The organism is Stutzerimonas azotifigens DSM 17556 (assembly GCF_000425625.1).
Classification (GTDB): Bacteria; Pseudomonadota; Gammaproteobacteria; order Pseudomonadales; family Pseudomonadaceae; genus Stutzerimonas; species Stutzerimonas azotifigens.
Window position 1 is genome coordinate 1 of sequence record NZ_KE384410.1, and the last position, 25,916, is coordinate 25,916.

The following is a 25,916-nucleotide window of genomic DNA, read 5'->3' on the forward strand; positions in this document are numbered from 1 at the left end:
AGCCTCCAGCCTCCAGCCTCCAGCCTCCAGCCTCCAGCCTCCAGCCTCCAGCCTCCAGCCTCCAGCCTCCAGCCTCCAGCCTCCAGCCTCCAGCCCTCTCCCCGGGAGAAGGCGGCCCACAAGGCCGTGGGGCACGCCGTCGGGGCCAGACGGTCAGGCGTTCTTCAGACGGCGCAGGTTGCCGATCACCGACTCCAGCGCGCGGTCGAACAGCAGGGCGTCGTCGAGCAGGCGCACGGCACCGCGGCGGAACTCGATCGCCAGGCCCGTGCGGGTCTTTTCCAGAACCTTCATGCCGGTGCGGTTGACGAAGATGTACTTGCCGGTCGGCTTGATGATCGCGGCGAGCTTGCAGCGCAGTTTGTGTTCCTCGTCTTCCTGGAACTCCACCCAGCTGCCCACGCGCAGGCTGTCGACCTGGAGCATGGCTTCGTCGTCGTCCGGCAGCTGGATTTCCGGCTCCGCGGCACGGGTCTCGCCGGGCGCGAGCAGGACGATTTCCTCCACTACCTCGACCATGGCCGGCGCCGGCGGGCCGACGAAGACCCCGGCCGGGGCCTGCGCTTGCGCTTCGCCGTCCGCCGCGGCGGGTTGTTCCGGAGCCGGCTCGATGGCGGGGACCGGATTGAGCGCCTGGACGTGCAGCAGCTCCAGCTGGTTGAAGAAATCGCTGGTGGAGAACGGATCGAAGGCGGCGCTGCTCAGCCCGTCGCGCAACGACTTCAGCAGCCCGGGGACTTCCTCCAGCAGGCGCTGGCGCTCGGCCGATTCCTCGTGCGGCGCCACGCTCCAGATCAGCAGGTCCATGGTGTCGAGCGCCGACTGCCATTCCTCGGACTGGGTGCCGTGCTTCAGGCATGTCAGCAGCAGGACCTTGCTCCAGGCTTCCTGGAGCAGGCGCACCACCACCTCCGGCAGGGTCTGGCCGAGCAGGCGCTGGTTGAGCGCGCGCTCGACGTCCTGGCGGGCGGCTTCGGCCTTGGCGCGGCCTTCCTCGGCATCGCGGGTGCGCTGCTCGAGCAGTTCACTGCGGCGACGCTCGTCGCCGCTGTAGGCGAGGAAGTCGGCCAGCAGTTCGGAGAAGATCGCCGGGTCGTCGGTGAAGTCGTTCAGCAGGCGGCTGACCACCTGCTCGATCTTCTGGTAGAGGCTGTCGCGCCGGGCATCGTCCTGGTCGCCCCAGCCCATCGCGGCGGAAGCGATTTCGTTCAGCAGGCGGCGGGCCGGGTGGTTGCCCCGGGAGAAAAAGGTCTTGTCGAGCACCGCGACCTTGAGGATCGGAATCTGCAGGCGCGCGATCAGGGCCTTGAGCGAGTCGGGCAGCGTGCGGTCGTCGAGGATGAATTCGAACAGCATGGAGACGAGGTTGATCACGTCCTCGTCGATCTCGCCGACGACCCGGTGCTTGCCGCTCTTGACGCTGGCGCGACGCAGCAGCTCGTCGAGCTGGTCGCGCACTTCGAGGTGTTCGGCGGTTGCCGGCAGGCGGGTCTGCATGTGCGACAGCAGGCGCATCAGGTCGTTGCTGGAAATCGGTACGGCATCGCTCGGGCGCGGCATGGCGCGCAGGGAGCTGTCGCGGACTTCGGCGAGCAGGCTCTGCAATGCGCCGAAGACTTCCTGCATGTCGGCGTCGCCAGCCTGGGTGTCGGCGTAGCTGCCGGCTCCCAGGCCGGCGGCGGAGGCGGCAGGGCGTTCCTGGCGCGCGCGCGGCGCAATGGAGCGCAGCTCCGGCAGCACGCCGGCGGCGATCAGCGTGTGATTGGCCTCGGCGTAGAGCTGGTCGAGGTTGGTCAGCACGTACTTGTCGAACATCTTGAGGATGATCAGCTTGACGCGGATATCCATCACCAGCTCGGAGCAGGCCTGCAGGAAGCAGTCGCACAGCGTGAGCGGGCCGAGCGGGTTGTTCCGGTCGTCGAGCTTCTTGCTGACCAGGGTGTTCAGGCGCGTAGTCAGGTGGGTGAGGGCGAGCGCGTCGCGGCTCATCACCTTGGCGACCATGGTGTCGACGGCCACCGACTCCTCGAGTTCGTCGTTCTGCACCAGGGCCAGGCTGTCGAAGGAGACGTCGGGTTCGGCGGGGCGGCCGATCTCGTACTGATTGAGCGAGGAGAAGGATTCGAAGACCCGCTGCAGGAAGCTGCGCTCGATGCTGCGGCGCTTCATGCGCAGGTCACGCATGGCTTCGAAGAAGGCGTTCTGGTCGCTGTTGCTGCCGGCCCGATCGGCCATGTCGAAGAGGGCGTCGTCGGCGTTGTCGAACAGCGCCTGCAGAGCCTGCTTGAGCTGCTGCGCAGCCTTGTCGCGCACGCTGATCAGGGCGACCGGCAACCGCCCCGCCGGCATTGCCGGCCTGTGCTCGGGGGCGGCCTTGCTGAGATGCACTACTTTTGCGTCGGTACGCATTCCTAATCTCCCGCGGACACCTGCTCCGGGCTGTTCGACCCGACAGCCAGCTGAAGAAAGAAAGCCCAGCTGTGCCTTGCTGTCAACGCCCTGACGCCAATTAAGCTCCATTATTGGCGGGTCCGGTATTAATCCAAGCCCGCATTTGAGTTGGACATGATTTTCGTCACAGATACTCCCCGGAATTTTCGCGGAACGCCAAAAAAGTGCCGGTGTCAAGTCTTTCGTGTAAATCACGAAGGGCTTGAAACCGTATGTGGGGCAGTAGGTTAGCTCTTTTCGGGGCCGCTTTGCAGCACTGCGGCTTCGTGGGCTAGGAGCCACATAAGAGCGTCGGGAGGGGAAGCCGCATCGCACTGTGTCGTGCTTGATTGCCGAGGAACGGCGGGCCTGCCGCATCATCATAGCCCAAGAGGCTTGGCGGCATCCAGAACGAAGAACGCGCAGCCTTGGGGCTGCGCGTTCGATGGATGCGGCGGGCGATGTACGACACCATCATGCCGGCTTCGATGGCGCGCTCCGCGTGGCCGTGCCCTTCCTGAATCCCCTGTCTCCCGCCATGAAGGCTTCCAGCATGTGCGGGATCAGCGTCATGGCATCTACCGCCTCGCCATACGCCTGCGCGTGCAGCGCGGCGTAGCGATCGAGGTCGGCTTTCAGGCTGGCCGGACAGGCGAAGGTCAGCTTGACGCTTTCGGTCTTGGGCAGCGGCCCGAGCCGCAGCTTCTTGGTCGTGCTCATTGCGAAGCCCCCCGGTTGAAGAACAGCGGCTGGTACGGCCGCAGCACAAGATCCCGGTTGACGATGATCCGCACCGGCAGGCCGGGCCGGCTGGTCAGCGTGGGTTGGATGTTCATGTTGCGCCGGGTCATCTCCTGGCCGACCTGATTGATGCTGTCCTGTGCGCTGTCGCGTCCGGCGATGACGATGCGGTTGCCGTCCTGGCGGTTCTCCGGCGCGGCCAGCTCGGCGCCAACGCCCAGCAGCGTCGTCAGCACAGCACCGGCGACGATGCGATCCCAATGCCAGTCCACGTCGTCTTCCAGGCCGGCGTAGCCGGCCGGGTCGGTGCCCACGAGGTTGTCGAGCGTCAGCGAGGACGTATCGGGCAGGATGATCCGGTTCCACACCACCTGCACGCGGCTCTGCCCGTAGCTGACCTGGCTGTTGTAGCGCCCGAGGATGCGCGATCCCTGCGGGATCAGCAGGAACTTGCCCGTGGCCGTGTCATAGACCGGCTCTGTCACCGTGGCGATCACGTCGCCCGGCAAGTCCGACTTGATACCTGTCACCAGCGCGCCGGCGATCACCGTGCTCGCCATCACCTGATAAGGCGATGCCGGCAGCGCCAGGTTGCCGGAATTGCGGGTTTCCGTAGAGCCGCCTTTCAGGAATGCCTCTTTCTGGTCTTGCCGGTTCTGCACGGCGGTCGGATCGGCTGGCTGTGCAGCCACAGAGGCCGGCCCGGCAGCGAGTGGGTCGAAGGCCGCGAGCGCGCTGGCAGCGCCAGGCACCCCCGGCGCCGCCTGCGCCACCGTGGCGGCGGCCTGGCCTTGGCCGCCCGAGCGGAAGAACACCGACGAAGCCGCCGCCGCATCAGCTTCCTTGCGCAAGGCATCCTCGGGATCGTGACCCGGAGGCGTATAGGCCGGTGTCACCGGCTGCTGCGAGTTCACGATGGCCGGGCCAAGATCGCCCGGTAGTGGCGGCCCCAGTTCGGGTGCGGCGGGCGGCAAGGCCGGCAGCTTCGAGTAATCGGTTGGCAGCGCGTCCAGCCCTTCGGACTTCGACACGCGATCGACGTTGTAAAGCTCGGCCTGCTCGCTGGCTCCGCGCCGCTGCGGCTGCAATGACCAGATCGTGGCCCCGAACACGGCGACCGACAGGCCGCCGGCAAGGATGGCCAGCGTGCGCCGATTCAGGCGCGTGACCGGGCGCGGCTGGGCGCGCAGCGCCACCGCCTCGGGCGCTACCTTGCCCGCCTGCGGCGTGGCAAGGTCAGGGGCGTCGTCTTGGCTCATGGTCAGTTCCTCCGCGCAACGCCGTCCGTGCGCTCGATTCGCACCACGTCGCCCTTGTCACTGCCCAGGCGCAGTTCGGCCGCGCCGAACAGCCGATCCACGATGTAGTACGGCGAGCGGAAGCGGTAGTTCACCAGTTGTCCATCGCCCTGCGCGCCGATGACGAACAGCGGTGGCAGCTCGCCTTGCGCGATGCCCGGCGGAAACTGGATATAGACCTTCTCGCCGTCATCGAAGGCGCGCAGCGGCTTCCACGGCGGATTGCTGCCGCTGATCGCGTAGCGGAACCGCAGCTTCTCCAGCGACAGTCCGGTATCGACCGGGGCGGCGGCACTGGCCGCCTGCGCCTGGCGCTGCAATGCCAGCATCCGGTCGCGCGGGTACTCCCATGACGCCGACGCCATCCACGTCTTTTCCGTCGAGGTCAGCTCAAGCAAATAGGTGCGGCGGCTGGTAGTGATGACGAGGTTGGTCTTGAGGCTCGAGCGAATCGGCTTGACCAGCACGTTCACGCGCAACTCGGCGCCGCTGCCGCTGGACGTGTCACCCACGATCCAGCGCACGGTATCGCCGGCGGCTACCGTCACCAGTTCTTCGCCCGGCTGGAGCGAAATCACGGTCACGCGACCCACGGCGGCATAGACCTGATACAGCGCGCCATCGGTGAAGGGCCAGACTTGAATCGCGTTGACGTAGCCCTCGCGCGTGGGTGCGACGCGGGCCTCGGCATTGGCGCGCGAGACGCGCACCTTCTCGTCGGCCGGTTCCGGCGTGGGTTTGGCGTCTTCTGCTTCGGGCGCTGGCTTCAACTGCGCCGGCATCGGCAACACCTCGGGTACGGCCACCACCTCCACCGGCGCGGGCGGCTCGGGCAGCGGCTGAGCCTGCACCGGCTCATCGAGCGAAATCACCGGCGGCGGTTTGCCCTGCGTGGCGCAGCCCGCCAGGGCCGCAAGCATCAGCACGGAAACGTAAATACGGAAAGACAGGTTCATGGCTTGGCTCCTTCGGAAGAATCCAGTTCTCGGCTCCACGACAAGCCGTTGACGTAGATGCCCAGGGGGTTCTTGCGCAGGCGTTCTTCGGTGCGCGGCGGCTGGAGCACGATGGACACCACGGCCGTCCACCGCTCTAGGCCAGCCGCGGCGCCGTTGACGTAGCGGCGTTCCGTCCAGCGCACGTTGAAAGACGTGTCGCTGGCGCGCACGACGCTGGCGATCTGCACTGTCACCGACTCCCTGCCGATGCGTGCGAATGGGTCGTTGACCCGCGCGTAGTCGTTGAGCACGGCTGCGCCCTTGTCGGTCGTATAGTCGTAGGCGTCCAGCCAGTTTTGGCGGACGACGATGGGGTCGATGGACAGCGAGCGCACCAGCGTCACGAAGCGCGCAATGTGGTGCGCGGTCTGCGCATCGTTGGGCCGGTAAGGCGTGGCGGCTTCGCCGACGGCGCGCACCTGGCCCGCGCTGTCCACCTCCACCACGTAGGGCGTCACGATGGACTGCGCCGAGCGCCACACCAGGCCGCCAGCCATCAGCAGCGCGAGTGTCAGGCAACCGAAGGCCATCAGCCGCCAGTTCTTCGCCTGCACGCGCGGCGAGCCGATACGCTCGTCCCATACCTGGCCGGCAGCTTGGTACGGCGTGGCAGGCTGCGGCGTGTCGGCATAGCGCACCTGCGGTTTCTTGAATCGCATTGTCAGTTCTCCTTATGAATCGGAATCGCGCAGGCTCGGCCCCTGGCCGGAGCCGCCGCCGTCGCCGCCGCGCAGCGCATGGGCGGTGGTGGTCGCGGCATGGGTGAGTTGCTGGCGGCGATGCAGCCGCTTGGCCCAAGCGGGCTGTGTATTGGCTGCGCCGGACGTGGCCTCGCCTGCGGCGGCCTGGCCGGATGCTCCGGCTGCCGAGTCGCCGTCAGCCGCCTGGCCGTTCCAACCAGAGCGGAAGGGAGCTGCCATGCGTTGCCCAGCAGCGGAAGCACGGGATGCGATGCCGCGCCCGGCGGACTGCGCGCCGGTCTTGGCGACGTTGCCCAAGCCGGCCATCGCGCCCTTCGCGCCACCGCCTGCGGCGGCGGAACCGGCCTGAAACGCCGAGCGTGCGCTGCTGGCCGTCGAGGCGGCAGCACGCGCGCCGCTGCCAGCGAGCTTGGCGGCGGCAGGCGCCATGCGCGCCCCGGCCATGACGGCGCCGCCTACGCCCGTCGCGGCAGCGCCGACGGCAACGGCCGTGCCGGCGGCGCCGACAGCGGCCCCGGCCATCGCGCCCGCGCCGAGTTGCGGCGCACCGGACACCAGGCCCGTGGCGATACCGGGGCCGAAGATCCCGAGCGCCAGCAAGGTGAGCGAGGCCAGCATGATGACCAGCGCATGGTCGATGGAAGGCTCGGCGGGATGGACTTGGAACTCCGCGAACACGCCCGAACCGATGCCGACGATGACAGCCAGCACCAAGACCTTGACGCCAGACGACACCACGTTGCCAAGCACCTTTTCCGCCAAGAAGCTCGTCTTATTCCAGAGCGCGAAAGGCACCAGCACGAAGCCTGCGAGCGTGGTCAGCTTGAACTCGATCAACGTGATGAATAGCTGGATCGCCAGCACGAAGAAGCTCAAGACCACAATCAGCCAGGCGAGGAACATCACCGTGATGGCGTCAAGATTGACGAACACCTCGGGGAAGCCGGCCATCTCGCCGACTTGCTCCAGAATCGGCGCTCCTGCGTCGATGCCGGTTTTCGCCAGCCGGCCCGGCTGCAAGAAGTTCTCCATCGTGATGGCCGAGCCGGTGGCGGTGATGCCCAGCCCGGCGAAGGAGCGGAACACGATGCCGGCCAGCCAGTTGAAGTTGCCGATGATGTAGGCGAAGGCACCGACGTAGAGCACCTTGCGCAGCAGCTTGGCGATGACGTCCTCGCCCTGGCCGGTGGCGTGGCTCATCGCCCAATACAGTCCGGCGATCGTCATGTCGATGACGATCAGCGTTGCGGTGAGGAAGGCCACTTCGCCCTGCAACAGCCCGAAACCCGAGTCGATGTAGGCGGCGAAGATACTGAGGAAGCGGTCGATGATGGTCACGTCATTCATGGCGCGTCCTCTTGATCGGATGCGGCCGGCGATTCGCTGCCGTCGTCCGATTCGGCCGGTGCATCGAAACTTGGCGGGATCGGCGGCAGGTCGGCCAGCGTCTGGTACTCATCCGGCCCGGCCTGGCCGGAGAAGAAGCGCCGCCGGAAGGCTTCGGCGGCGGCGCGGCAAGCGTCCTCGCCCGTGGCCTGCCGGTCGGCCGCGCATTGCGCGCGCAATGCCTTGAGCCGCACGGGATCGGCGGTCAGGGCATCGGCAAGGTTGTCGGTCGGCTGCTCGCTGCAAGCGGCCAGCAGCGCCACAAGCAGCGAAACCGACAGGGCGAGGACGCATCGCATGGCGGCCTCCGTCAGTTGCCGTAGAAGTCCACGCGCTGCGGCGTGTACGGCGTGCCTTCACCCAGGAAGCGCCGCCGCACCTCGCGGGCGCGTTCGGTGGCCGCCGCCTGCCGCGCCAGCTCCAGCGAGGCGGCCCGGTCTTGCGTGATCTGGAGCCGCTGCGACTGGATCGACTGCTTGGCCTGCAAAGCCAGCAACTGGTTCATGGCCTGCATCGCCTGCAACGCGCCTTCGGCCGACTGGCTCTTGCCCACGAGGTCGGCCAGCACGCTTTCGTCTTCGCCCAGGTTCTGCGATACCTGCGCTTGCATCTGCATGGTGGTCTGCAAGCCGTGGAGCGTGTTCCTCCAACGCTCCTGCGCGTCGCGGTACATCTGGTCGCCGCTGACGGTGGCGGCGTACTGCTCGGGATACAGGCGCGCGAACTCCCGATCCAGATTCGTCACGTCGTAGGCCAGGCCGCGCGCCTGGGCGATTAGCCGCTCGGTCGTCGCCAAATTGGCGCGCAACTGGTTCACCACGCTGGACGGCAGGCTGGCGAGGTTGCGCGCCTGGTTCATCAACATCTGCGCTTCGTTCTGAAGCTGCTGGATCTGGTTGTTGATCTGTTGCAACGTGCGGATCGCGGTCAGCGTGTTCTGCACGAGGTTCGTGGGATCGACCACGACCCATTGCGCATGGGCGGTGGCGGTGCAAAGCATGGCCGCGATGGCGGCGGCGATAAGGCGCTTATTCATGGCAGGTTCTCCAGAGGTTGGTCAGCGAGGGAACCCGGCGCGAGGCCGGGGAACGAGGGCAGCAGGTCGGCCGCCCAATCGAGGCCGCGATGGCGCAGCCAGGCGCCCGCGAAGCCGGGCACGCCGGCGTCCAGCAGCACGCGGTCTATGTCGCGCTGGTCTTGCGGCGTGGAAGCGCCCGCAAACGCCAGAGCCGCCGGCCCCAGGTCGAGTTCGAACAGGCGGTTGCCGAGGCGGGATTGGTAGTAGTAGTCGCGCTTGGGCTGCGCGGTGGCGACGATCTCGATCTGCCGCCTGTTGAGGCCGAAGCCCTCGTAGATCGTGCGAATCTGCGGCTCGGTGGCCTGCGGGTTGGGCAAGAAAATCCGACTCGCGCAGCTCTCGATGATCGCGGGCGCGATGCTCGAATCCTTGATGTCGGCGAGGCTCTGCGTGGCGAAGATGACGCTGACGTTCTTCTTGCGCAGTGTCTTGAGCCACTGGCGGATACGCGCGGCAAACACCGGGTCATCGAGGAACAGCCACGCTTCATCAAGGATCAGCAGCGTGGGCGCCCCGTCGAAGCGTTCATCGAAACGCGCAAAGAGGTAATGCAGCACGGCCATGACGGCGGCCTTGCTGTGCATCAGCTCCTCCATCTCGAAGCACTGCACGTCGGCCATGCCCAGCCGGTCGTGGTCGGCGTCCAGCAGCTTGCCGTGGGCGCCACCCAGCACATAGGGCGACAGCGCTTGTCGCAGCGTGTTCGATTGCAGCAGCACGGAAAGTCCCGTCATCGTGCGCTGCTCCACCGGCGCACCGGCGAGACTTCCCAGCGCCGACCAGATAGCCGCCTTCTCGTCGGGGCCGATCGCCACGCCTTCGTGCAGCAAGCGGCCTTCGATCCATTCGGCGGCCCAGGTGCGGTAGCCCTCACGGTCGATGCGCGCGAGTGGCTGGAAGGCGATTTCGCCATCCGTGCCCAGGTCGTAGTGTTCGCCGCCCAGGCCGAGGATGGCGGCCCGCATGGAGCGGCCCATGTCGAAGGCGAAGATGCGCGAGCCGCGATAGCGGCGAAATTGCATCGCCAGCGTGGCGAGCAAGACCGACTTGCCCATGCCGGTCGGCCCCGCGACCAGCGTATGGCCCACGTCGCCGATGTGCGTCACCAGCCGGAACGGCGTGGCGCCGTCGGTGCGTGTCACGATCAGCGGGGGGCCGTCGAGGTGTTCGTTCTTCTCCGGCCCGGCCCATACCGCCGACACCGGCATCATGTGCGCCAGATTCAGCGTCGAGACGATGGGCTGGCGCACGTTGGCGTAAGCATTGCCGGGGAGCGAGGACAGCCAGGCATCCACGGCATTGAGCGTTTCAGGGATGGTGACGAAGCCCCGACCCTGGATGACGCGCTCCACCATGCGCAGCTTCTCGTCTGCGACGGCGGCGTCCTCGTCCATGACGGTGACGGTCGCCGTCAGATAGCCGAAGGCGACTTGATCGCTGCCCAACTCCTGCAAGGCGGCGTCGGCATCGGCGGCCTTGTTGTTGGCGTCGGTATCGACCAGCGGGCTTTCCTGCTGGAAGATCGTTTCGCGCAGCAGCGCGATGACGTTCTTGCGCTTGGCGAACCACTGGCGGCGCAGGCGGGAAAGTTCTTTTTCCGCCTCGGCTTTGTCGAGGCAGAGAAAGCGCGTGCTCCAGCGGTACGCAAAACCGAGGCGGTTGAGGTCGTCCAGAATCCCCGGCCAGGTCGAGGTCGGGAAGCCCCGCACCGACACCAGCCGCAGGTGCTGATCGCCTAGCATGGGCGCCAGGCCGCCGATCAGTGCGGAATCGGTGAGCAGCGCGTCGATGTGGAACGGCACTTCGGGCACGCCGACGCGGTAGCGCCGCGTCGAGATGGTCGCGTGCAGGTAGGTCAGCGTCTGCGCGTCATCGAGCCAGTCAATTTCCGGCATCACGCCGTCGAGCAGGTCAAAGACGCGATCCGTTTCCGCGACGAAGGCTTGCAGCCGCTCGCGCCAGTCCACGCCATTTGTCGGCGTGTTCTCGTAGAGCATCTTGGCTGCACGAGCACGGGATTCCTCCGGCGGCAGGTACACCAGCGTCAGGTGATAGCCGCTCTCGAAGTGATGGCCGGATTCCTCAAACGCGGCCCGGCGTTCTTCCTCCACCAGCCACGAAAGCGGCTCGGGAAACTCCGAGCGCGGATAGTCGGCGGCCGCATGGCGCTCGGCTTCGATGAATAGCGCCCAGCCCGATCCCATGCGGCGCAGCGCGTTGTTCAGTCGCGCCGACGTGGCGATCAGTTCGCCTTGCGTCGCGCTGTCGAGGTCAGGCCCGCGAAACCGGGCCGTGCGCTGGAAACTGCCGTCCTTGTTCAAGACGACGCCCGGCGCGACCAGTCCGGCCCAGGGCAGCCAGTCGGCCAGCAAGGCCGGGCGCTGGCGGTATTCGGCGAGATTCAGCATCGCGGCGTCCTCCCCTCAAACATCCAGCAGCGGCTTGTGTTTGATGTGGCGGGCGAACACGGCCATGAACTGCGGATCAAGGCGCGCGCCCCAGACCGCCAGCGAATGGCCGACGATCCAGAGCACCACGCCCGGTATCCACAATTGCAGGCCCAGCCCGACAGCGGCGGCCAGCGTGCCGTTGGCGATCGCCACGGTGCGCGGCGCACCGCCCAGCAGAATCGGCTCGGTCAGCGAGCGATGCAGCGGCACCTCGAAGCCGGCGGCGAAGGTGTCCGGGGCACTCATACGACGGCCCCGCCGGAGAAGCTGAAGAACGACAGGAAGAAGCTCGAAGCGGCGAACGCGATGGACAGGCCGAAGACGATCTGGATCAGCTTGCGGAATCCGCCCGACGTATCGCCGAAGGCGAGCGCGAGGCCCGTGGCGATGATGATGATGACGGCCACGATGCGCGCCACCGGCCCCTGGATGGATTCGAGGATGGATTGCAGCGGGCCTTCCCACGGCATCGAGGAACCGGCGGCCTGCGCGGTTCCGGCCAGGAACAACAGCAGCGCGGCCAGCAGCAGCCCTTGTCCCGCAGGACGGGCCAGGCAGCGCAGCCGCGCAAGACGCAAAGCCGGATTTGCAGAAAAACGGAAAGCAGGAATGGTCATCTGCGTCATGGCAGTTCTCCAAGTGAGTCAGGGGGTGGGGAAGTCGCCGCAGCGGGTGCGGCATCGGGAAGTGGCTGAAGCTCGGGAAACGGCGTTTCCAGCGCGTCCGCCAGTTGGTAGCCCACTGCGTCGAAGCCGACGACACGGGCGATGCTCTCGATGCGGCGCTTGCGCCCGCGTCCGGCGATGTGGATCACCACGTTGACCGCCTCGGCGATCAGCGCACGGGGCGGATTCACCGCCACTTCGAGAATCAGTTGCTCCAGGCGCAGCAGCGCGCCGAGCGCGGAGCCGGCATGGATCGTGGCGATGCCGCCGGGGTGGCCCGTGCCCCATACCTTGATGAGATCCAGCGCCTCGGCGCCGCGCACTTCGCCAACGACGACGCGATCAGGCCGCAGGCGCATGGACGAGCGAACCAGCTCGGTCATCGACACCACGCCTGCGCGCGTGCGCAGGGGAACGTGGTCACGGGCCGCGCATTGCAGCTCCACCGTGTCTTCGAGCACCAGCACGCGGTCGCCCGTGGCGGCAATCTCGGCCAGCAGCGCATTGGCCAGGGTCGTCTTGCCGCTGCTGGTAGCGCCGGCGATCAAGACGTTCTGCCGCTCGCGCACGGCGCGAACGAGAAAGCCCGCTTGCGCGCTGGTCATCATCCCGTCGATGACGTACCGCTCCAGCGGAATGACGCCGATGGCGCGCTTGCGCAGCGCGAAGGCTGGCCCCGGCGCGGCAGGCGGCAAGATGCCCTCGAAGCGTTCTCCCGTTTCCGGCAACTCGGCCGACAGCAGCGGTTGGCCGCGATGCACCTCCGCTCCGACATGGGCTGCCACGAGGCGGATGATTCGCTCACCGTCCGCTTCGGACAGTTCCACGCCCATCGGCGCCCGACCACTGGAAAGCCGATCCACCCAGAGGGTGCGATCGGGATTCAGCATCACCTCCACCACGTCCGGGTCTTCGAGTGCCGCGGCGATCAGCGGCCCCATCGCCGTGCGCAGCATCTGGAAGCGGCGGTCGAGCGACGTGGCGCTCATGGACTGCGGAACGGCGCTCATGACGCACGCTCCTGCGCTTGCGCGGCTGCCGCCGCGTCTTCCATCCGCATCGGGTCGGGATGCAGTTCTTCCACCACGTCGCGCACCAGGCTGCGCCCGCGCAGCAGGTGCCGGCCCAACTGTTCAACGAACTGCTCGAAGCGCGCTTTGCCTTGGGCGCGGGCGGCCTCTTGGTGTGCCTCGGGGACTGGCGTGCTGACCGTGAGGTAGTAGCGAATGAACAGCGCCAGCGTCTCGATCTGGATGTTCTGGTCGCGCTCCAGGCGTTCGGTTTGGCGCGACAGGCGATCCAACCGCTTGGCGATGGCCGCCTCGCGCTGGTCGGCGGCATCGGGCGACAGCCAGGACGCCAAGGCAGCGGCGACGATGGACGACTTGGACACGCCTTTCATGGCGGCCAGCTCGTCCAGGCGCTTGGCGTGCTCTGGCTGGATGAATAGGTTGAGGCGGTAGTGGCTCATAGCTCGATTCCGTCGTTGGGGTCGAGGGAAGCCAGCCGCGCCGTGCGCTGCATGACCGGGTCAAGCTGGCGAGGAAGGGGAAGCGGCAGGTCGTCGTCGTCATCGAGCAGCGCGAGGTCGGCAGTCGGCACGGCCAGCTCGGGGGCGTAGGTGACGGTTTCGGAGAGTTCGGGTTGGCGGCGCGGGCCGCCGTCATCCGTGGAACCCAGGCCATCGGCGGATGCCGTGGCCGGTGCGGCGGGCACGGCGGGAACCGCCAACCCGCTCCAGTCGTCGGGCCGCGATGGCGGCGCGTCTGCGTACTGCCCGCCCGCCAGTACGGGCGGCGACAGCACGCGACGCTTGAAATTGCCGTCCGCGTAGTAGCGCAGCTTCTTCGCCTTGATTGGCGCGACGCTGGACACCATCACCACCGCCTCGTCGGGCGGAAGCTGCATCACTTCGCCCGGCGTCAGCAGCGGGCGCGCGGTTTCCTGGCGCGACACCATCAGGTGGCCCAGCCACGGCGCGAGCCGATGGCCCGCGTAGTTGCGCTGGGCGCGCAGCTCGGTGGCCGTGCCCAGCGTCTCGGAGATCCGTTTGGCGGTGCGCTCGTCGTTCGTGGCGAACGTCACGCGCACATGGCAGTTGTCGAGGATGGAGTGGTTTTGCCCATACGCCTTGTCGATCTGGTTGAGCGACTGCGCGATGAGGAAGCTGCGGATGCCGTAGCCCGCCATGAAGGCCAGCGCCGTCTCGAAGAAGTCCAGGCGCCCCAGCGCAGGGAACTCATCGAGCATCAGCAGCAGCTTGTGGCGGCGCTCGATGCCATCGGAGCCATCGAGCGATTCGGTGAGGCGCCGTCCGATCTGGTTGAGGATCAGGCGAATGAGCGGCTTCGTCCGCGAAATGTCCGAAGGCGGCACCACGAGGTACAGCGATACCGGATGCTCGACCGCGATCAGGTCGGCGATGCGCCAATCGCAGCGCGAGGTGACTTCGGCCACCGTCGGGTCGCGGTACAGGCCGAGGAACGACATGGCGGTGCTCAACACGCCGGAACGCTCGTTGTCCGACTTGTTGAGCACTTCGCGCGCCGCCGAAGCGACGACAGGATGCGGCCCATCGCCCAGGTGGGGCGTGGTCATCATCCGGTGCAAGGTCAGCTCGAACGGGCTGGCCGGGTCGGAGAGGAAGTTGGCGACGCCGCGCAGCGTCTTGTCTTCGCCGGCGTAGAGCACATGCAAGATCGCACCGACCAACAGCGCGTGGCTGGTTTTCTCCCAATGGTTCCGGCGCTCCAATGCACCTTCGGGATCGACCAAAATGTCTGCGATGTTCTGAACGTCGCGCACCTCATGCGCGCCTCGCCGCACCTCCAGCAGCGGGTTGTAGGCCGCCGACTTCGCATCGGTCGGGTTGAACAGCAGGCAATGCGAGAAACGCGAGCGCCAGCCTGCGGTGATCTGCCAGTTCTCGCCTTTGATGTCGTGGATGACGGCGGATGCGGGCCAGGAAAGCAGCGTCGGCACCACGAGGCCAACGCCCTTGCCCGAGCGCGTAGGCGCGAAGGTCAGGACGTGTTCCGGGCCTTCATGCCGCAGGTACTGGCGGTCGTGCTGGCCGAGGAACACGCCGGCCGGTTGCGTGAGGCCCGCCTTGCGAATGTCCTGCGCGCTAGCCCAGCGCGCAGAGCCGTAGGTGGTAACGAGGCGAGCTTGGCGCGAGCGCCAGACCGACATGGCGATGGCAACGCCCACGGCGACCATGCCGCTGGTGCCGGCGATGGTGCCGCCGGTGTCGAATACTTCCGGTGCATAGGCCCCGAAGAAGAACCACCACTCAAACAGTTTCCAAGGGTGGTAGATCGACGTGCCAAGGAAGTCGAACCAGGGCGAGCCAAGGCGTACTTGATAGCCAAGGGCGGCTGCTGTCCATTGTGTGGCGCCCCACACGCCGGCGATCACGATGCCGAATACGACGGCGATCTGACCGAACAGCACGTTCGTCCCTTGCATGACCTGGCCTCCGATTTCTCCTGAGCTGATTCCTCATGGAAAGAGCGGCACAAAGGCGTGCCGCAGGCGTCAGGATCGGTGCCGGGTCAGTGCCGGTCAAAGACCGTTTTCAGCAGAAAGGTCGAGCAAAAAGACAGAATGAGTGTGACGGCGAGCCAAAGAAAAACGCCGCAAGCGAAGGCGCATTGCGGCGTGTCGAACAGAAAAATGAAGGCGATGCGGCGAATCGCCAACGATCAGAACTTGGGCGGTTCCTTCGGCGGCGTGTACGGCGTTTCGACGTCGCCATAGAACCGCTTGCGTGTGGCCTCGGCCACTCGGTTGCACAGCAAGTCGCCGAGCTTGGGGCGATCGGTCTTGCATTGCTGGCGCAACTCTTTGAGCCGTTCGGGGTTGGCCGCCAGTTCTTCCACTGTCGGGATATTCGCTTCCGACGTGTTGGCCTTCTGAGGCGTCTCGGACTGGCCGCAGGCAGTCAATGCGGCCACCAACAAGAATGGGACGGTCTTCTTCATGGCGGAGGCTCCTCTAGGAAATCGGAATGACGACCCGCCTTGGGCCTTGCGGGTTCCGGTGACTCGATGGCCTGCACGCGCTCAACGAACCGCGCCAGCACCTCGGACGGCTCGCCGTCGGGGTACAGCAGGTAGGTTGTCAGCGGCGGCACGCGCAATGCCAGCGGCCGGGCCACCACGCCTGAATCGGGATTGGCGGCAATGCGCGCGGCGCCAGTAAACCCAAGCGCGAGGCCGGCCGATACCAAGGCCATCATCAGATCGCACGTAGCGACACGCTCTGCGACCAGCGGCTCAATGTCGGCTCGGCGCAGCACCCGATCGACGAATTTGGCATGGCCTTCGCACACTTGTGGATCGCACAGAACCAGCGGATAGCGCAGCAGTTCCTCCAGAGGGATGCGCTTGTGTGCCAGCAGCGGATGCCGCGCTGGCACCGTCACGATGAGCGTGTCATTCCAGGCCGGCATGGTGGCGATGCCATCGCCCACGTCATCGGACTGTGCAAACCCCACGTCGTACATATCTTCATGCAGCCCCTTGATCTGCTGAGACAATGGCACCTCGAAGAATCGCAGTTCAACCTCGGGTTCTTCTTGGCGGCACAACGCCAGCAAAGCTGGCAGGCGCGATGGCGTGATGCCATCGGACAAGGCCACACGCAACTGCCCATGAAAGCCATTCGCCGCTGCTTTCACACTGTCGCGCGCTTGTTCCAAGGCGGAGAACACGCGGCGCACATGCACTATGAAGAGTTTGCCAGCACGAGTCAGCCGCGTACTGCGTGTGGTACGGGCGAGTAACACAACGCCCAATTCTTCTTCCAACTCCTTGATGGCTCGGGACAGGGGCGATTGCTCGATGTGCAGCTTCTCTGCGGCACGTGCGAAGTGAAGTTCCTCCGCTACAGCGAGAAAATATCTCAGGTGTCTCAATTCCATCGAATACTCACTCCCTGCGAACCAAGAAAGAAGCCGCTCCTTAACCATTGCCGGAACCTCGACTTGTTCATCCGGGCCAGCGCCGATGCAGCGTGTCGATGACAAACGGATGTGCGTGCGGCGCTACGCCATACGACCGAAGATGCGCATGGTCATCTGGAAGATCGCCATGCTCATGCACAAGAACTGATTGGTCGTCTCGCGGCCAGCTCCGAACTGCGGCAAGCATCCCAACGACCGCAAGGCAACTCAGAGCAGCCAAGGCAACGCCAAGACCGAACTTGAGGCCGACCCAGCCTGCCAATGGGTACGCCAGCAGCCAACAGATATGCGAGAAGGAGAATTGCGCGGCGAACACCGCTGGTAGATCCTCCTCGTGTGCCGACCGCCGTATCAAGCGCCCTCCAGGCGTCACCAATCCGGCATAGGCAACGCCCAACACGCCCCATGCCGGCAGCAGCAACGCCCAATCTCGCCAAGATGGCAATGCGATCCAGGCGGCAGCAGTGGCCAGCAGCGCAAGCACCATCATCGTCGCGGCGGACAACATCACGCAGCGATCAGAGATTCGGTCAAGCACCTTGGGCAATAGCAGCGCGGCCAACGTGGAACCGCCTCCGAAGGTCGCAAGCGCCAGTGCAACCTGCTGTTCGCTGCCATCCAAGAAGTTCCGAACGATCACGATGGTGTTGACGAACACCATCGCCCCACCGGCCGCCGCGCAAAGATGCAATGCCAGCAGACCGCGCAACCGTGGCGTTTGGAGGTAGATGCGTGTTCCGCGAAGGAGTCTTTCGCCGAATCCACCGTTGCGCCTACTAGCGACGACGACTGCCGGAAGCGCCGCCGCCTTAATCAGTCCGGCCGAGAACAGAAAGCCGAAAGCCGTACCTACTAAGCCAGCAAGGTGGATGCTCATGTGACCCTCCGCCTCAGAAAAAAATGTTGTAGAGTATTATTCTACATTGAGATAATATCTACAACATGAAGATGATCACCCTGATTCTGTCTTTGCCCACCGAGAACGCCACAGCCCGGCAACGGGTCTGGCGTGCCCTCAAGGCATCCGGCGCCGCCGTCCTGCGCGACGGTGTCTACCTGATGCCGGAACACGAAGATTGCCGCACCACCCTGGAAGGGCTGGCGGCCGAAGTGCGCGAGGGAGGAGGGAGCGCCCATGTGCTGCACATCGAGGAGCCGGAGGGAGAGAGCTTCGTCGCCCTGTTCGATCGCGGCGCTGAATTCACCGCCCTGTCAGCCGAAGTGGCACAGGTGCGGGAAACGCTGACCCCCGAGACCGTTCAAGACGCGCTCAAGCAAGTGCGCAAGCTGCGCAGGGCCTTCACCAATCTAATCGAAATCGACTTCTTCCCCGGCGAAGCGCAACGGCAGACGGATGCCGCCCTGTGTGAACTGGAACTGGCCTGTGCGCGGGCCTTGTCCCCGGACGAACCGCAGGCGATGAACGGCGTGATTGAGCGCCTGGGCCTGTCCGACTATCAGGGCCGTACCTGGGCGACGCGGCGCCGGCCCTGGGTGGACCGGCTGGCCAGCGCCTGGCTAATCCGCCGTTTCATCGACCCGCAGGCGCGGATTCTGTGGCTGGACAGTCCTGACGACTGCCCGCCCGACGCGCTGGGCTTCGATTTCGATGGTGCCACCTTCAGCCACATCGGTGGTCGCGTCACCTTCGAGGTGCTGGCTGTGAGTTTCGGGCTGGAACAGGCTGCCATCGCACGGCTTGGCCTACTGGTGCATTACCTCGATGTCGGTGGCATCCAGCCGCCCGAGGCGGTCGGCATCGAGAGCGTACTCGCCGGGCTGCGCGAAACCCTTACCCAAGACGATTCGCTGCTGGCCGCCGCATCTGCTGTCTTCGACGGCTTGCTCGCCAGCTTTGACAACAAAGGAGCAACCATAACGTGACAAATAACGTGACAGAAAGTTTGACGGAGGACGTTGTAGTGGCGGCTCCGCCGCCGGTCGGTTTTTGGGAGGCTTTTCGTCTCTGGCTAAAACTCGGTTTCATCGGCTTCGGCGGCCCCGCCGGACAGATCGCCCTCATGCACCGGGAACTGGTCGAACAGCGCCGCTGGATCAGTGAACGCCGTTTCCTGCACGCGCTCAACTACTGCATGCTGCTGCCGGGTCCGGAAGGGCAGCAGTTGGCCACCTACATGGGCTGGCTCATGCACCGTACCTGGGGAGGCATTGTGGCGGGCACCCTGTTTCTGCTGCCGGGGCTGGGCTTCCTGATCCTGTTGTCGTGGCTCTACATCGCCTACGGCGACACGGCCCTGGTGGCGGGACTGTTCTACGGCATCAAGCCCGCCATCACGGCGGTCGTGGTGCAGGCCGTGCATCGCATCGGCTCGCGGGCACTCAAGAACAGCGTGATGTGGGCCATTGCCGCCGCCGCTTTCGTGGCCATCTTCGCGCTGAACGTGCCCTTCCCCTACATCGTTGCCGGCGCCGCACTGACCGGCTACATCGGCGGGCGCATTGCACCGCACAGGTTCAAGACGGGTGGTGGTCATGCCGCAGCGGACAAGTCCTACGGCCCGGCACTGATTGATGACGACACACCAACGCCCGAACATGCCCGATTCCGCTGGTCCGGCCTGTTGCGCGTGGCCGTCGCCGGCTTTCTCCTGTGGTTGATTCCCATGGCGCTGCTCACGGCAGGCTACGGCTGGGATCACAGCCTGACGCAGATGGGATGGTTCTTCACCAAGGCGGCCCTGCTGACCTTCGGCGGCGCCTATGCGGTACTGCCCTACATCTACCAAGGCGCGGTTGGCCATTACGCCTGGCTCACCCCGACGCAGATGATTGACGGCCTGGCCCTCGGCGAAGCGAATCCGGGGCCACTGATCATGGTGGTGGCTTTCGTCGCCTTCGTGGGCGCCTATGTGCAGGCGCTGTTCGGTCCCGACCTTCTGTTCGTCGCCGGTGCCGTCGCGGCGGCGCTGGTGACCTGGTTCACCTTCCTGCCTTCCTTCATTTTTATTCTCGCCGGCGGACCGCTCGTCGAATCGACCCACGGCAATCTTCGCTTCACGGCGCCCTTGACCGCCATCACCGCAGCCGTCGTCGGTGTGATCCTGAACCTGGCCGTGTTCTTCGCCTATCACGTGCTATGGCCCGAGGGCCTGGCCGGGCGCTTCGACTGGATATCGGCGCTGATGGCGCTGGGAGCGGCTGTAGCCCTGTTCCGCTTCAAGCGCAGCGTCATCCAAGTCATTGCCGCCAGCGCTGTCGTGGGCCTGGTGTTGAAAACCCTGATTCTGTGAGGAACGAAGCCATGTCACTTGAAATACGCGCCTTGCCAATTGATCCAACCAGTCTCAGGGGTCTATCGGAACGACTGATTGTCAGCCACCATGAAAACAACTATTCAGGCGCGGTCAAAAGACTCAATGCCATTCGCAGAAAGCTCGCAGAACTTGATTACTTGAATGAGGCTGGATTTCTGATCAATGGCCTCAAGCGAGAAGAACTGGTGGCCTACAACTCGATGGTGCTGCATGAAGTGTACTTTGCGGCGCTGGGCGGTGATGGCCAGTTGCCGCCCGGCGACTTACGGGACGCCATTGAGCGCGACTTCGGAAGTCTGGCTCGCTGGCAAACCGAGTTCTCTGCAATGGGCAAAGCATTGGCGGGGGGTTCTGGCTGGGTGCTGTTGGTCTGGTCACCGCGTGATGGTCGGCTCAGCAATCAATGGGGATCTGATCACTGTCACGCCATGGCAGGGGGAACGCCCATACTGGCCCTGGATATGTATGAACACGCCTACCACATCGACTACGGCGCGAAGGCAGCAGCCTATGTAGATGCATTTATGGAAAATATCCTGTGGGATGAAGTGGCCAACCGATATATCCAGTGCGCCCGGACAGCCTGATCAGCATCTGCGCTTTGATGAAGGGTTCGATCAAGTCAGCCGAGTCACGAAGGAGGCAATGATGAAGTGGATTACACGTGAACGTCCCAAAATCGACCGTATCGCTTGTCCCTGGCTAATTCTGCGCTTCATCGACCATGATGCCGAGTTCCTTTACGTACCCGCATCAGAGGTTCTAGCCATTGCAGAGAAAACGGGTGCGATACCCTATGACATCCCAGGAGTAGAGTTTAGCCACGTCGGGGAGCAATGCAGCTTCGATGCCTTCTTGGCAAAGTACCAGCTAACCGAACCAGCACTCGTGCAGTTGGCCAACATCGTGCGCGGTGCCGACACTTCACGCCTCGAACTCACACCACAATCGGCGGGCCTCTACGCGATCTCGCTCGGCCTATCGCGCATGTTCGTGGACGACCACGAGATGCTGCGCCACGGCCTGGTGATGTATGACGCCCTCTATGCTTGGAACCGAGAGGGTCAAGACGAAACCCATAACTGGCCGCCTGCCTGAATGAACCCAAGCCCTTGGGATCAACAACCCCCAGGCGGCCTGGCAACACATTGAATCAGGAAGTGCCCTTTCGAATAGGCTGGCACTCCACTTCCGATGTCAGCTAGCAACGCACGACGTTCGTGAGGCTGCGATAGGAATATTCTGCGTATGCCAGACAGATTTCTATAACCAAGCTCTTTATGACAAGACCTGCGGTTTCATGTTGACGCTGGATGGATCTATATCAGGAGATCAGCCAACGGCAGGCCCACGCTGCCGTCCTATCTCCCAGGACACCCCGCCGCCGCGCACCGTAGCGGCAAGCTGCTGGCCCAGCCGCTGCTCGACCACCGGCCGCCACGGCACCAGACTGAACCCCTTGCCGTCATCGAGCATGGCGTAGCGCCCGCTGGCGAGCATGACGCTGCGCCGGTAGATACCGGCCACGCGCTGACCGTCACCCGCAGGCCGATATTCCAGGCCGGTTTCGGCCGCAATGTCCCTGGCGGCCTGCGCCAGCTCCCGATTGCGCAGCGTGCCCAGCAGATTGCGCGCCAGGATCACGCGCTGCCCACGCCGCTCTGCCAGCCCCTGTTCGGCCAGGAAGTCGGCACGGTGCTGCATCGCCTGTTTGGCCTCGCTGCCAAAACCCAGGTCACCCAGCCCCGACCCGCCACCGATCAACTGCTGGTCGAGCCAAGTGGCACCGATCACGCGGGCCTGCCGCTCGATGGGCAGGTGCGATTTCAGTTCCACCGCCACGCCGCCCAGGCGCTGCGCGTCATAGCGGCGGCCCTGTTCGGCCAGGTCGTTCGGCACCTTCCATAGCCCCTCGGCCACGCGCTCCACGATGCCGGCGCGGCGCAGGGCTTCCAGCCGGCGGACGTGGGCCGCGACGACTTCGTGCGAATCGCGGCCCGGCACGGCCTGACCCTGCGCGACGGCCAGGTGGTGGTCAGTGCGGTACAGGCCATCGCTCGCCAGCGCGGCGATGTTCTTGTCGGCCGCGCGCACGTCGGCCGACCCCTTCACCTCCACCACGGCGCCAGTCGGGTAGTTCGCCAGCTCGTCGCGGGCATTGAGCGCGACGTAGTGGGCCTTGCCGTCCACGCCGTCGATGACCAGATAGCCCCGGTCGCGCAGCTCGTCGGCCAGTCCCTTCGCGGCCACGCGGCCGAGGATGGTTCGGCCCTCGTCGCCCGGCTCGAACACCGCCAGTTCGCGCGGCTCGCCGCGCATCGCCCGCTGCATGGTGCGGATGATGTCGCCACGTTCGCCCAGGGCGCGCAGGGTCTTTTCCGCGTCGGCATGGACGGCCCAGGTGCCCGGCTGCATCTCGTCGGCCAGGCCCAGGCGCTGCAAGCGTTGCAGCCGGCCGATCAGCAGCAGGCGCTGGCGTTGCAGCCCAGGTTCGTTGAACCGTTCGATCTGCACCCGACCATCCTCGCCGGCCTCTCGTTGCAGGGTACGGTCGAGGCTCGTCCACCGTTCCTGCTCCACCTCGCGTTGCAAGGTCTGCTGGATCTCCAGCTCGGTGCGCGGCCCCAGCCATTCGGTCGCCAGTTCGGCGGCGCGATGGCGGAAGCCATCGGCGATGTAGTCGCCCGCGATGATGAGGTCTTTGCCGGTGTCGTCGCGTCCGCGCACGACGATGTGCGTGTGCGGGTTGTCGGTGTTCCAGTGGTTGACGGCTACCCAATCGAGGCCCATGCCCAGGTCGGCCTCCATGCGGCCCATGAGGTGCCGCGTGTAGGTGCGCAGGTCTTCCAGCTCGGCGCCGTCCTCGGGCGAGAGGATGAAGCGGAAGTGATGCCGGTCGTCGGCGCAGCGTTCCTTGAAGGCGTCGAGGTCGGCGGCATCGGTCTGCGGCCCGTAGGCTTGGCCCGGCTCGCCATCGCGGCCTACGCCATCGCGCTCGATGTAGCGCAGGTGCTTGGCGAGCGACTGCGGGCTGGCCTGGCGCTGGTTGACCAGCAGCGTCTTGATGGTCACGCGCCGCGACATGGGCGTCAGCTTCGCCCCGGCGAAGCGCGCCGCCGTGTGGCCGCGACCCAGGCGCGAGCCGGGCCGCTGGCCCGTGCCCCTCCCGGAGCCGCCGGCAGCACCAGGACGACGCACCGACGACTTGCCGCTGCTGGCCTTGCCTGCCTGCTTGAGCACCTTGGAGACGAAGCCCTGGCCCCGGTTCTTCGGGGCGCTGGGGCGGATGCGGAAATCATCGTCGCGGCGGTCGGTCATGGCTGCGCCCCCTGCAAGCTCTGGCGTGTCCGGTCGTGCGAAGCACGCGGACACGCCCGCATCGGCGCGGGCTTCGCGCCCCACGCGGCACGGCGGCGAAGCCGCTCCGTGCCGCGCAACCCCCATGTGCAGACTGGCTTTCGACGCGGCCCGGTGCCGCGTCCTTTTGTCTTGCCTTCCGCCTTTGCCCCTCGCTGTCGCTCCGGGCGTCGGCGGCCCGGCGGCGCTGCGCTGCTTGCAGCCAGCCCGCCGGCGAACGCGCCAATGGCCGCAGGCCGGGCGCGTTCGAGGCAAGACACCTGCACGCTGGACGGCTGCGCCGGATGTTGCGCGAGGCGCGGCGCGAATGCGCCCGCGCTGCACGCGCGACGACACGGCGGCAGCCACTGGAACGACATGCTCGATGGCACGACGAGAGGCACGGCAACGTGCAGCGAATCGACGGCCATCATGGGCGTGTCTCCAGCCAGACCGGGTGCGCGACGCCGATCACGGCGGATGCGCTGACCGGGCCGAAATAGCGGCTGTCGAACGATGCCGGATTGGTCACGCTCAACAGGAACAGCTCGCCCGGTTCGAGGCGGCGGCAAAGCTGCAAGGATGGCAGCGGCCGGCCCAGCCGGTCGGCAGGCAGCGAGGCGGCCGCAGGCACGCCGTCGATGCGTACCTGCCCGGCGACCATGCAAACGTGTTGCGGCGCGACCGCGCCCACACGTTTGAGCAGCGGAACGCGGGTCGGCAGGTAGCCGCGCTGCGCAGCCAGCATGGCGGCCCTGTCGGGCAGCGGCACCAGCACGATGCTGTCCACGGACAACGGACGTGGCAGCGAGGCGGTGCGCGGGTCGAACGGTTCGATGCGATACCAGCCGACCGCCACGCTGTCGGACGGGTTGTAGGTCAGACGCGGCAGCGGCGACACGAAAGCCGCCCAGGCCAGCGCAGCGAGGCCGACGGCAGCGAAGCCCGCCAGCACGATGCGAACGCGCAGGCGCGAGCGAGGATGCGGCGCGGCTTCGTGCGTGCATGTGGTGTTGGATTGGGTCGTCATGGCAGCGCCTTTCCGGCCAGCCAGGCGGCGTGCCGCTCGGCGGTGTATTCGGGCAGCGCCAGGCGGGCCGCCAGACGGTTGCCCAGCGTGCGCCAGTACGCGGGCGACACGTCGATGGCGGCGATGCCTTGCCCTTCGATGCCGTCGATGCGTTCCAGCACGGCAGGCACCGCGTTTTCGCCTTCGGCGTGCAGCAGCAGGCGTGCGCCCGGCCGCACGCCGGGGATGCGCTGCATGTCGTCCAGCGGCGTGGCGGCTTGCATCACCATGAGTTGCCAGCGGATCGTGCCGTAGTCGTTTGCTTCCCAGCGCACGCGGCAGAACATTGCACGCGGCAGGAACACCGCGCAGCGCCGCCAGCGGTCGAGCCGCAGCGTGCGCGCCGGCTCGCCGAAGCGCAGGTAGAGCTTGAAGCGCGGTTCGATGTAGGCGAGCGATACGCGAGTCAGCGGCACGCTGCCAGCTTGGTCGGCGAGCGTCGAAAGCGAAGGCGGCGGCGCAGCAGCCGGTGCAGCCGTCGCCGCATGAGCGGCAGGCAAGGCGGATCCGTTCATGGCAGGTTCTCCGGGCGCTTGTCGGGAAACTCCCGCTCCAGCAGGCCGCGCAGCAGTTCGGCCACGGTCACGCCCTGGCCGAAGGCGGCGATCTTGATGCGCGCGCGCAGCGCAGGCGTCACGTCGAGCGTCAGGCGTGCGGTGTAGAGGTCGCCTTTGTTGAGTGCATCGGCATCGCCCTGGCGAATCCACGCCTCGGCGTGCGGATTCGCGGGCGGACGTGCGCCGATGCCGACGCGCTTGCTGCGCGGGCTGCTCATGTCGGCCACCGCAGCAGTTCATCGGTGAGCACGGCAATCTCGCGTGCGGCGGCGCTGTCGGGCGCGGTTTCGCGGGCGAGCCGGCCAGCGGCCACGCTGTCGGCGAAGACGATGCGCTGGCGCACTTCGCTGTGCAGCGCCGGCAGCGGCTGTTCGGCCAGCGATTGCCGTGCTTCCCTGCCGATGATGGTGGTACTGACGCGCCGATTGATGACGAAGGCCGCGCGCAGCGCAGGCCGGAACACCTGTGCCTCGCGGATCAGCGCCACCATCTCGGCGCTGGCCCAAAGGTCATACGGGCTGGGCTGCACGGGAATCAGCACGCGCTCGGCCGCCAGCAGCGCGGAACGCGCCAGGGCGGCGATGCGCGGCGGGCCGTCGATGATGATGTGATCGGCGCGGCGGGCCAGCTCCGGCGCTTCCTGATGCAGCGTTTCGCGGGCGAGGCCCACGGCGCTGAACAGCCGTGGCAAGCCCTGCTGGCTTCTGCGCTGCGTCCAGTCCAGCGAAGAACCCTGCGGGTCGGCGTCCAGCAGGATGACGTGCAGCCCGCGCATCGCCAGCTCGCCCGCGATGTGGGTAGCGAGTGTGGTCTTGCCGACGCCGCCTTTCTGGTTGAGAAACGCGAAGATCATGGCGCGGCCCTCCCTGCTGGAAAGCCGGCCTGGCCGTGCCGTTTCGTGGTTGTCCACCGAAACGACGCGTTTCTACTAAAAGTTAGAGATTTATAGTTAGGTAAGTTAGAGGG

At 66.0% G+C, this 25,916-nt stretch carries 26 protein-coding genes; 4 read left to right on the forward strand and 22 right to left on the reverse strand.

What is annotated here, in order from left to right; all coding sequences use genetic code 11:
* Nucleotides 1-153 precede the first annotated feature (153 nt).
* From H610_RS0113350 to H610_RS23885, 17 genes are all read right to left on the reverse strand, one after another.
* Nucleotides 154-2,409 carry a DUF1631 domain-containing protein gene (locus H610_RS0113350; RefSeq protein ID WP_028240141.1) on the reverse strand — a complete coding sequence of 752 codons (2,256 nt, stop codon included), beginning with the start codon at nt 2,407-2,409 and terminating at the stop codon, nt 154-156.
* A gap of 495 nt (nt 2,410-2,904) precedes the next feature.
* On the reverse strand, nt 2,905-3,150 hold the full coding sequence (locus H610_RS0113355) for a DUF2274 domain-containing protein (protein WP_028240142.1): 246 nt from the start codon (nt 3,148-3,150) through the stop codon (nt 2,905-2,907).
* Nucleotides 3,147-4,430, reverse strand: coding sequence for a TrbI/VirB10 family protein (locus tag H610_RS0113360; RefSeq protein WP_028240143.1), 1,284 nt, complete (start codon nt 4,428-4,430; stop codon nt 3,147-3,149). Before H610_RS0113360 ends, H610_RS0113355 begins: the two co-directional genes overlap by 4 nt.
* A gap of 2 nt (nt 4,431-4,432) precedes the next feature.
* Nucleotides 4,433-5,425, reverse strand: coding sequence for a P-type conjugative transfer protein TrbG (gene trbG / locus H610_RS0113365; protein WP_028240144.1), 993 nt, complete (start codon nt 5,423-5,425; stop codon nt 4,433-4,435).
* Entirely contained in the window at nt 5,422-6,126 is a 705-nt protein-coding gene (trbF, locus tag H610_RS0113370; RefSeq protein ID WP_028240145.1) for a conjugal transfer protein TrbF, read from the reverse strand. Before trbF ends, trbG begins: the two co-directional genes overlap by 4 nt.
* A gap of 12 nt (nt 6,127-6,138) precedes the next feature.
* Nucleotides 6,139-7,515 (reverse strand): P-type conjugative transfer protein TrbL, encoded by a 1,377-nt coding sequence (trbL, locus tag H610_RS0113375; RefSeq protein ID WP_028240146.1) that lies wholly within the window; start codon nt 7,513-7,515, stop codon nt 6,139-6,141.
* Nucleotides 7,512-7,853, reverse strand: a complete 342-nt coding sequence (locus H610_RS0113380) for a hypothetical protein (RefSeq protein WP_028240147.1) — start codon at nt 7,851-7,853, stop codon at nt 7,512-7,514. The genes trbL and H610_RS0113380 overlap by 4 nt, the downstream gene beginning before the upstream one ends.
* Nucleotides 7,854-7,864: 11 nt before the next feature.
* The gene (gene trbJ / locus H610_RS0113385) at nt 7,865-8,590 is read right to left on the reverse strand and encodes a P-type conjugative transfer protein TrbJ (RefSeq protein WP_028240148.1); all 726 of its coding nucleotides are present in this window, start codon (nt 8,588-8,590) and stop codon (nt 7,865-7,867) included.
* Nucleotides 8,587-11,040 (reverse strand): conjugal transfer protein TrbE, encoded by a 2,454-nt coding sequence (trbE, locus tag H610_RS0113390; protein WP_028240149.1) that lies wholly within the window; start codon nt 11,038-11,040, stop codon nt 8,587-8,589. The genes trbJ and trbE overlap by 4 nt, the downstream gene beginning before the upstream one ends.
* A gap of 15 nt (nt 11,041-11,055) precedes the next feature.
* Nucleotides 11,056-11,328, reverse strand: a complete 273-nt coding sequence (locus H610_RS0113395; protein ID WP_023083647.1) for a VirB3 family type IV secretion system protein — start codon at nt 11,326-11,328, stop codon at nt 11,056-11,058.
* The gene (locus tag H610_RS0113400; protein WP_003103996.1) at nt 11,325-11,708 is read right to left on the reverse strand and encodes a TrbC/VirB2 family protein; all 384 of its coding nucleotides are present in this window, start codon (nt 11,706-11,708) and stop codon (nt 11,325-11,327) included. Before H610_RS0113400 ends, H610_RS0113395 begins: the two co-directional genes overlap by 4 nt.
* Nucleotides 11,705-12,757 carry a P-type conjugative transfer ATPase TrbB gene (gene trbB, locus H610_RS0113405; protein ID WP_028240150.1) on the reverse strand — a complete coding sequence of 351 codons (1,053 nt, stop codon included), beginning with the start codon at nt 12,755-12,757 and terminating at the stop codon, nt 11,705-11,707. Before trbB ends, H610_RS0113400 begins: the two co-directional genes overlap by 4 nt.
* Entirely contained in the window at nt 12,754-13,218 is a 465-nt protein-coding gene (locus H610_RS0113410; RefSeq protein WP_028240151.1) for a ribbon-helix-helix protein, CopG family, read from the reverse strand. The genes trbB and H610_RS0113410 overlap by 4 nt, the downstream gene beginning before the upstream one ends.
* Nucleotides 13,215-15,215 (reverse strand): conjugal transfer protein TraG, encoded by a 2,001-nt coding sequence (locus H610_RS0113415; protein ID WP_028240152.1) that lies wholly within the window; start codon nt 15,213-15,215, stop codon nt 13,215-13,217. Before H610_RS0113415 ends, H610_RS0113410 begins: the two co-directional genes overlap by 4 nt.
* A gap of 236 nt (nt 15,216-15,451) precedes the next feature.
* Nucleotides 15,452-15,730, reverse strand: a complete 279-nt coding sequence (locus H610_RS0113425) for an EexN family lipoprotein (protein ID WP_028240153.1) — start codon at nt 15,728-15,730, stop codon at nt 15,452-15,454.
* Nucleotides 15,727-16,671 (reverse strand): LysR family transcriptional regulator, encoded by a 945-nt coding sequence (locus H610_RS0113430; protein WP_017677032.1) that lies wholly within the window; start codon nt 16,669-16,671, stop codon nt 15,727-15,729. The genes H610_RS0113425 and H610_RS0113430 overlap by 4 nt, the downstream gene beginning before the upstream one ends.
* A 67-nt stretch (nt 16,672-16,738) precedes the next feature.
* Nucleotides 16,739-17,590: an MFS transporter gene (locus H610_RS23885; RefSeq protein WP_051231742.1), complete on the reverse strand. Its 852-nt coding sequence runs from the start codon at nt 17,588-17,590 to the stop codon at nt 16,739-16,741.
* A 65-nt stretch (nt 17,591-17,655) separates the two neighbouring features.
* Between H610_RS23885 and H610_RS0113440 the strand changes: the two genes are divergently transcribed.
* Genes H610_RS0113440 through H610_RS0113455 form a run of 4 tightly spaced genes read left to right on the forward strand, consistent with a single transcriptional unit; the run spans nt 17,656 to nt 21,086 of the window.
* Complete coding sequence (locus tag H610_RS0113440; RefSeq protein WP_028240154.1) at nt 17,656-18,597, forward strand: chromate resistance protein ChrB domain-containing protein; 942 nt, start codon at nt 17,656-17,658, stop codon at nt 18,595-18,597.
* 38 nt (nt 18,598-18,635) lie between these two features.
* Nucleotides 18,636-19,964: a chromate efflux transporter gene (chrA, locus tag H610_RS0113445; protein WP_051231744.1), complete on the forward strand. Its 1,329-nt coding sequence runs from the start codon at nt 18,636-18,638 to the stop codon at nt 19,962-19,964.
* Nucleotides 19,965-19,975: 11 nt separating this feature from the next.
* Complete coding sequence (locus H610_RS0113450) at nt 19,976-20,575, forward strand: superoxide dismutase (RefSeq protein ID WP_028240156.1); 600 nt, start codon at nt 19,976-19,978, stop codon at nt 20,573-20,575.
* A 58-nt stretch (nt 20,576-20,633) separates the two neighbouring features.
* Nucleotides 20,634-21,086, forward strand: a complete 453-nt coding sequence (locus H610_RS0113455) for a chromate resistance protein ChrB domain-containing protein (protein ID WP_236079463.1) — start codon at nt 20,634-20,636, stop codon at nt 21,084-21,086.
* 234 nt (nt 21,087-21,320) lie between these two features.
* On the opposite strand, the gene H610_RS0113460 is transcribed toward H610_RS0113455, so the two are convergent.
* The 5 genes from H610_RS0113460 to parA form a co-directional block, all read right to left on the reverse strand.
* Nucleotides 21,321-23,306, reverse strand: a complete 1,986-nt coding sequence (locus H610_RS0113460) for a relaxase/mobilization nuclease domain-containing protein (protein ID WP_028240157.1) — start codon at nt 23,304-23,306, stop codon at nt 21,321-21,323.
* A 448-nt stretch (nt 23,307-23,754) separates the two neighbouring features.
* Nucleotides 23,755-24,354, reverse strand: coding sequence for a S26 family signal peptidase (locus H610_RS0113465; RefSeq protein ID WP_028240158.1), 600 nt, complete (start codon nt 24,352-24,354; stop codon nt 23,755-23,757).
* Nucleotides 24,351-24,908, reverse strand: a complete 558-nt coding sequence (locus H610_RS0113470; protein ID WP_015476696.1) for a DUF2840 domain-containing protein — start codon at nt 24,906-24,908, stop codon at nt 24,351-24,353. Before H610_RS0113470 ends, H610_RS0113465 begins: the two co-directional genes overlap by 4 nt.
* Complete coding sequence (locus H610_RS0113475) at nt 24,905-25,168, reverse strand: hypothetical protein (protein WP_023094609.1); 264 nt, start codon at nt 25,166-25,168, stop codon at nt 24,905-24,907. Before H610_RS0113475 ends, H610_RS0113470 begins: the two co-directional genes overlap by 4 nt.
* Complete coding sequence (parA, locus tag H610_RS0113480) at nt 25,165-25,803, reverse strand: ParA family partition ATPase (protein WP_015476698.1); 639 nt, start codon at nt 25,801-25,803, stop codon at nt 25,165-25,167. The genes H610_RS0113475 and parA overlap by 4 nt, the downstream gene beginning before the upstream one ends.
* Between the last annotated feature and the right edge of the window lie 113 nt (nt 25,804-25,916).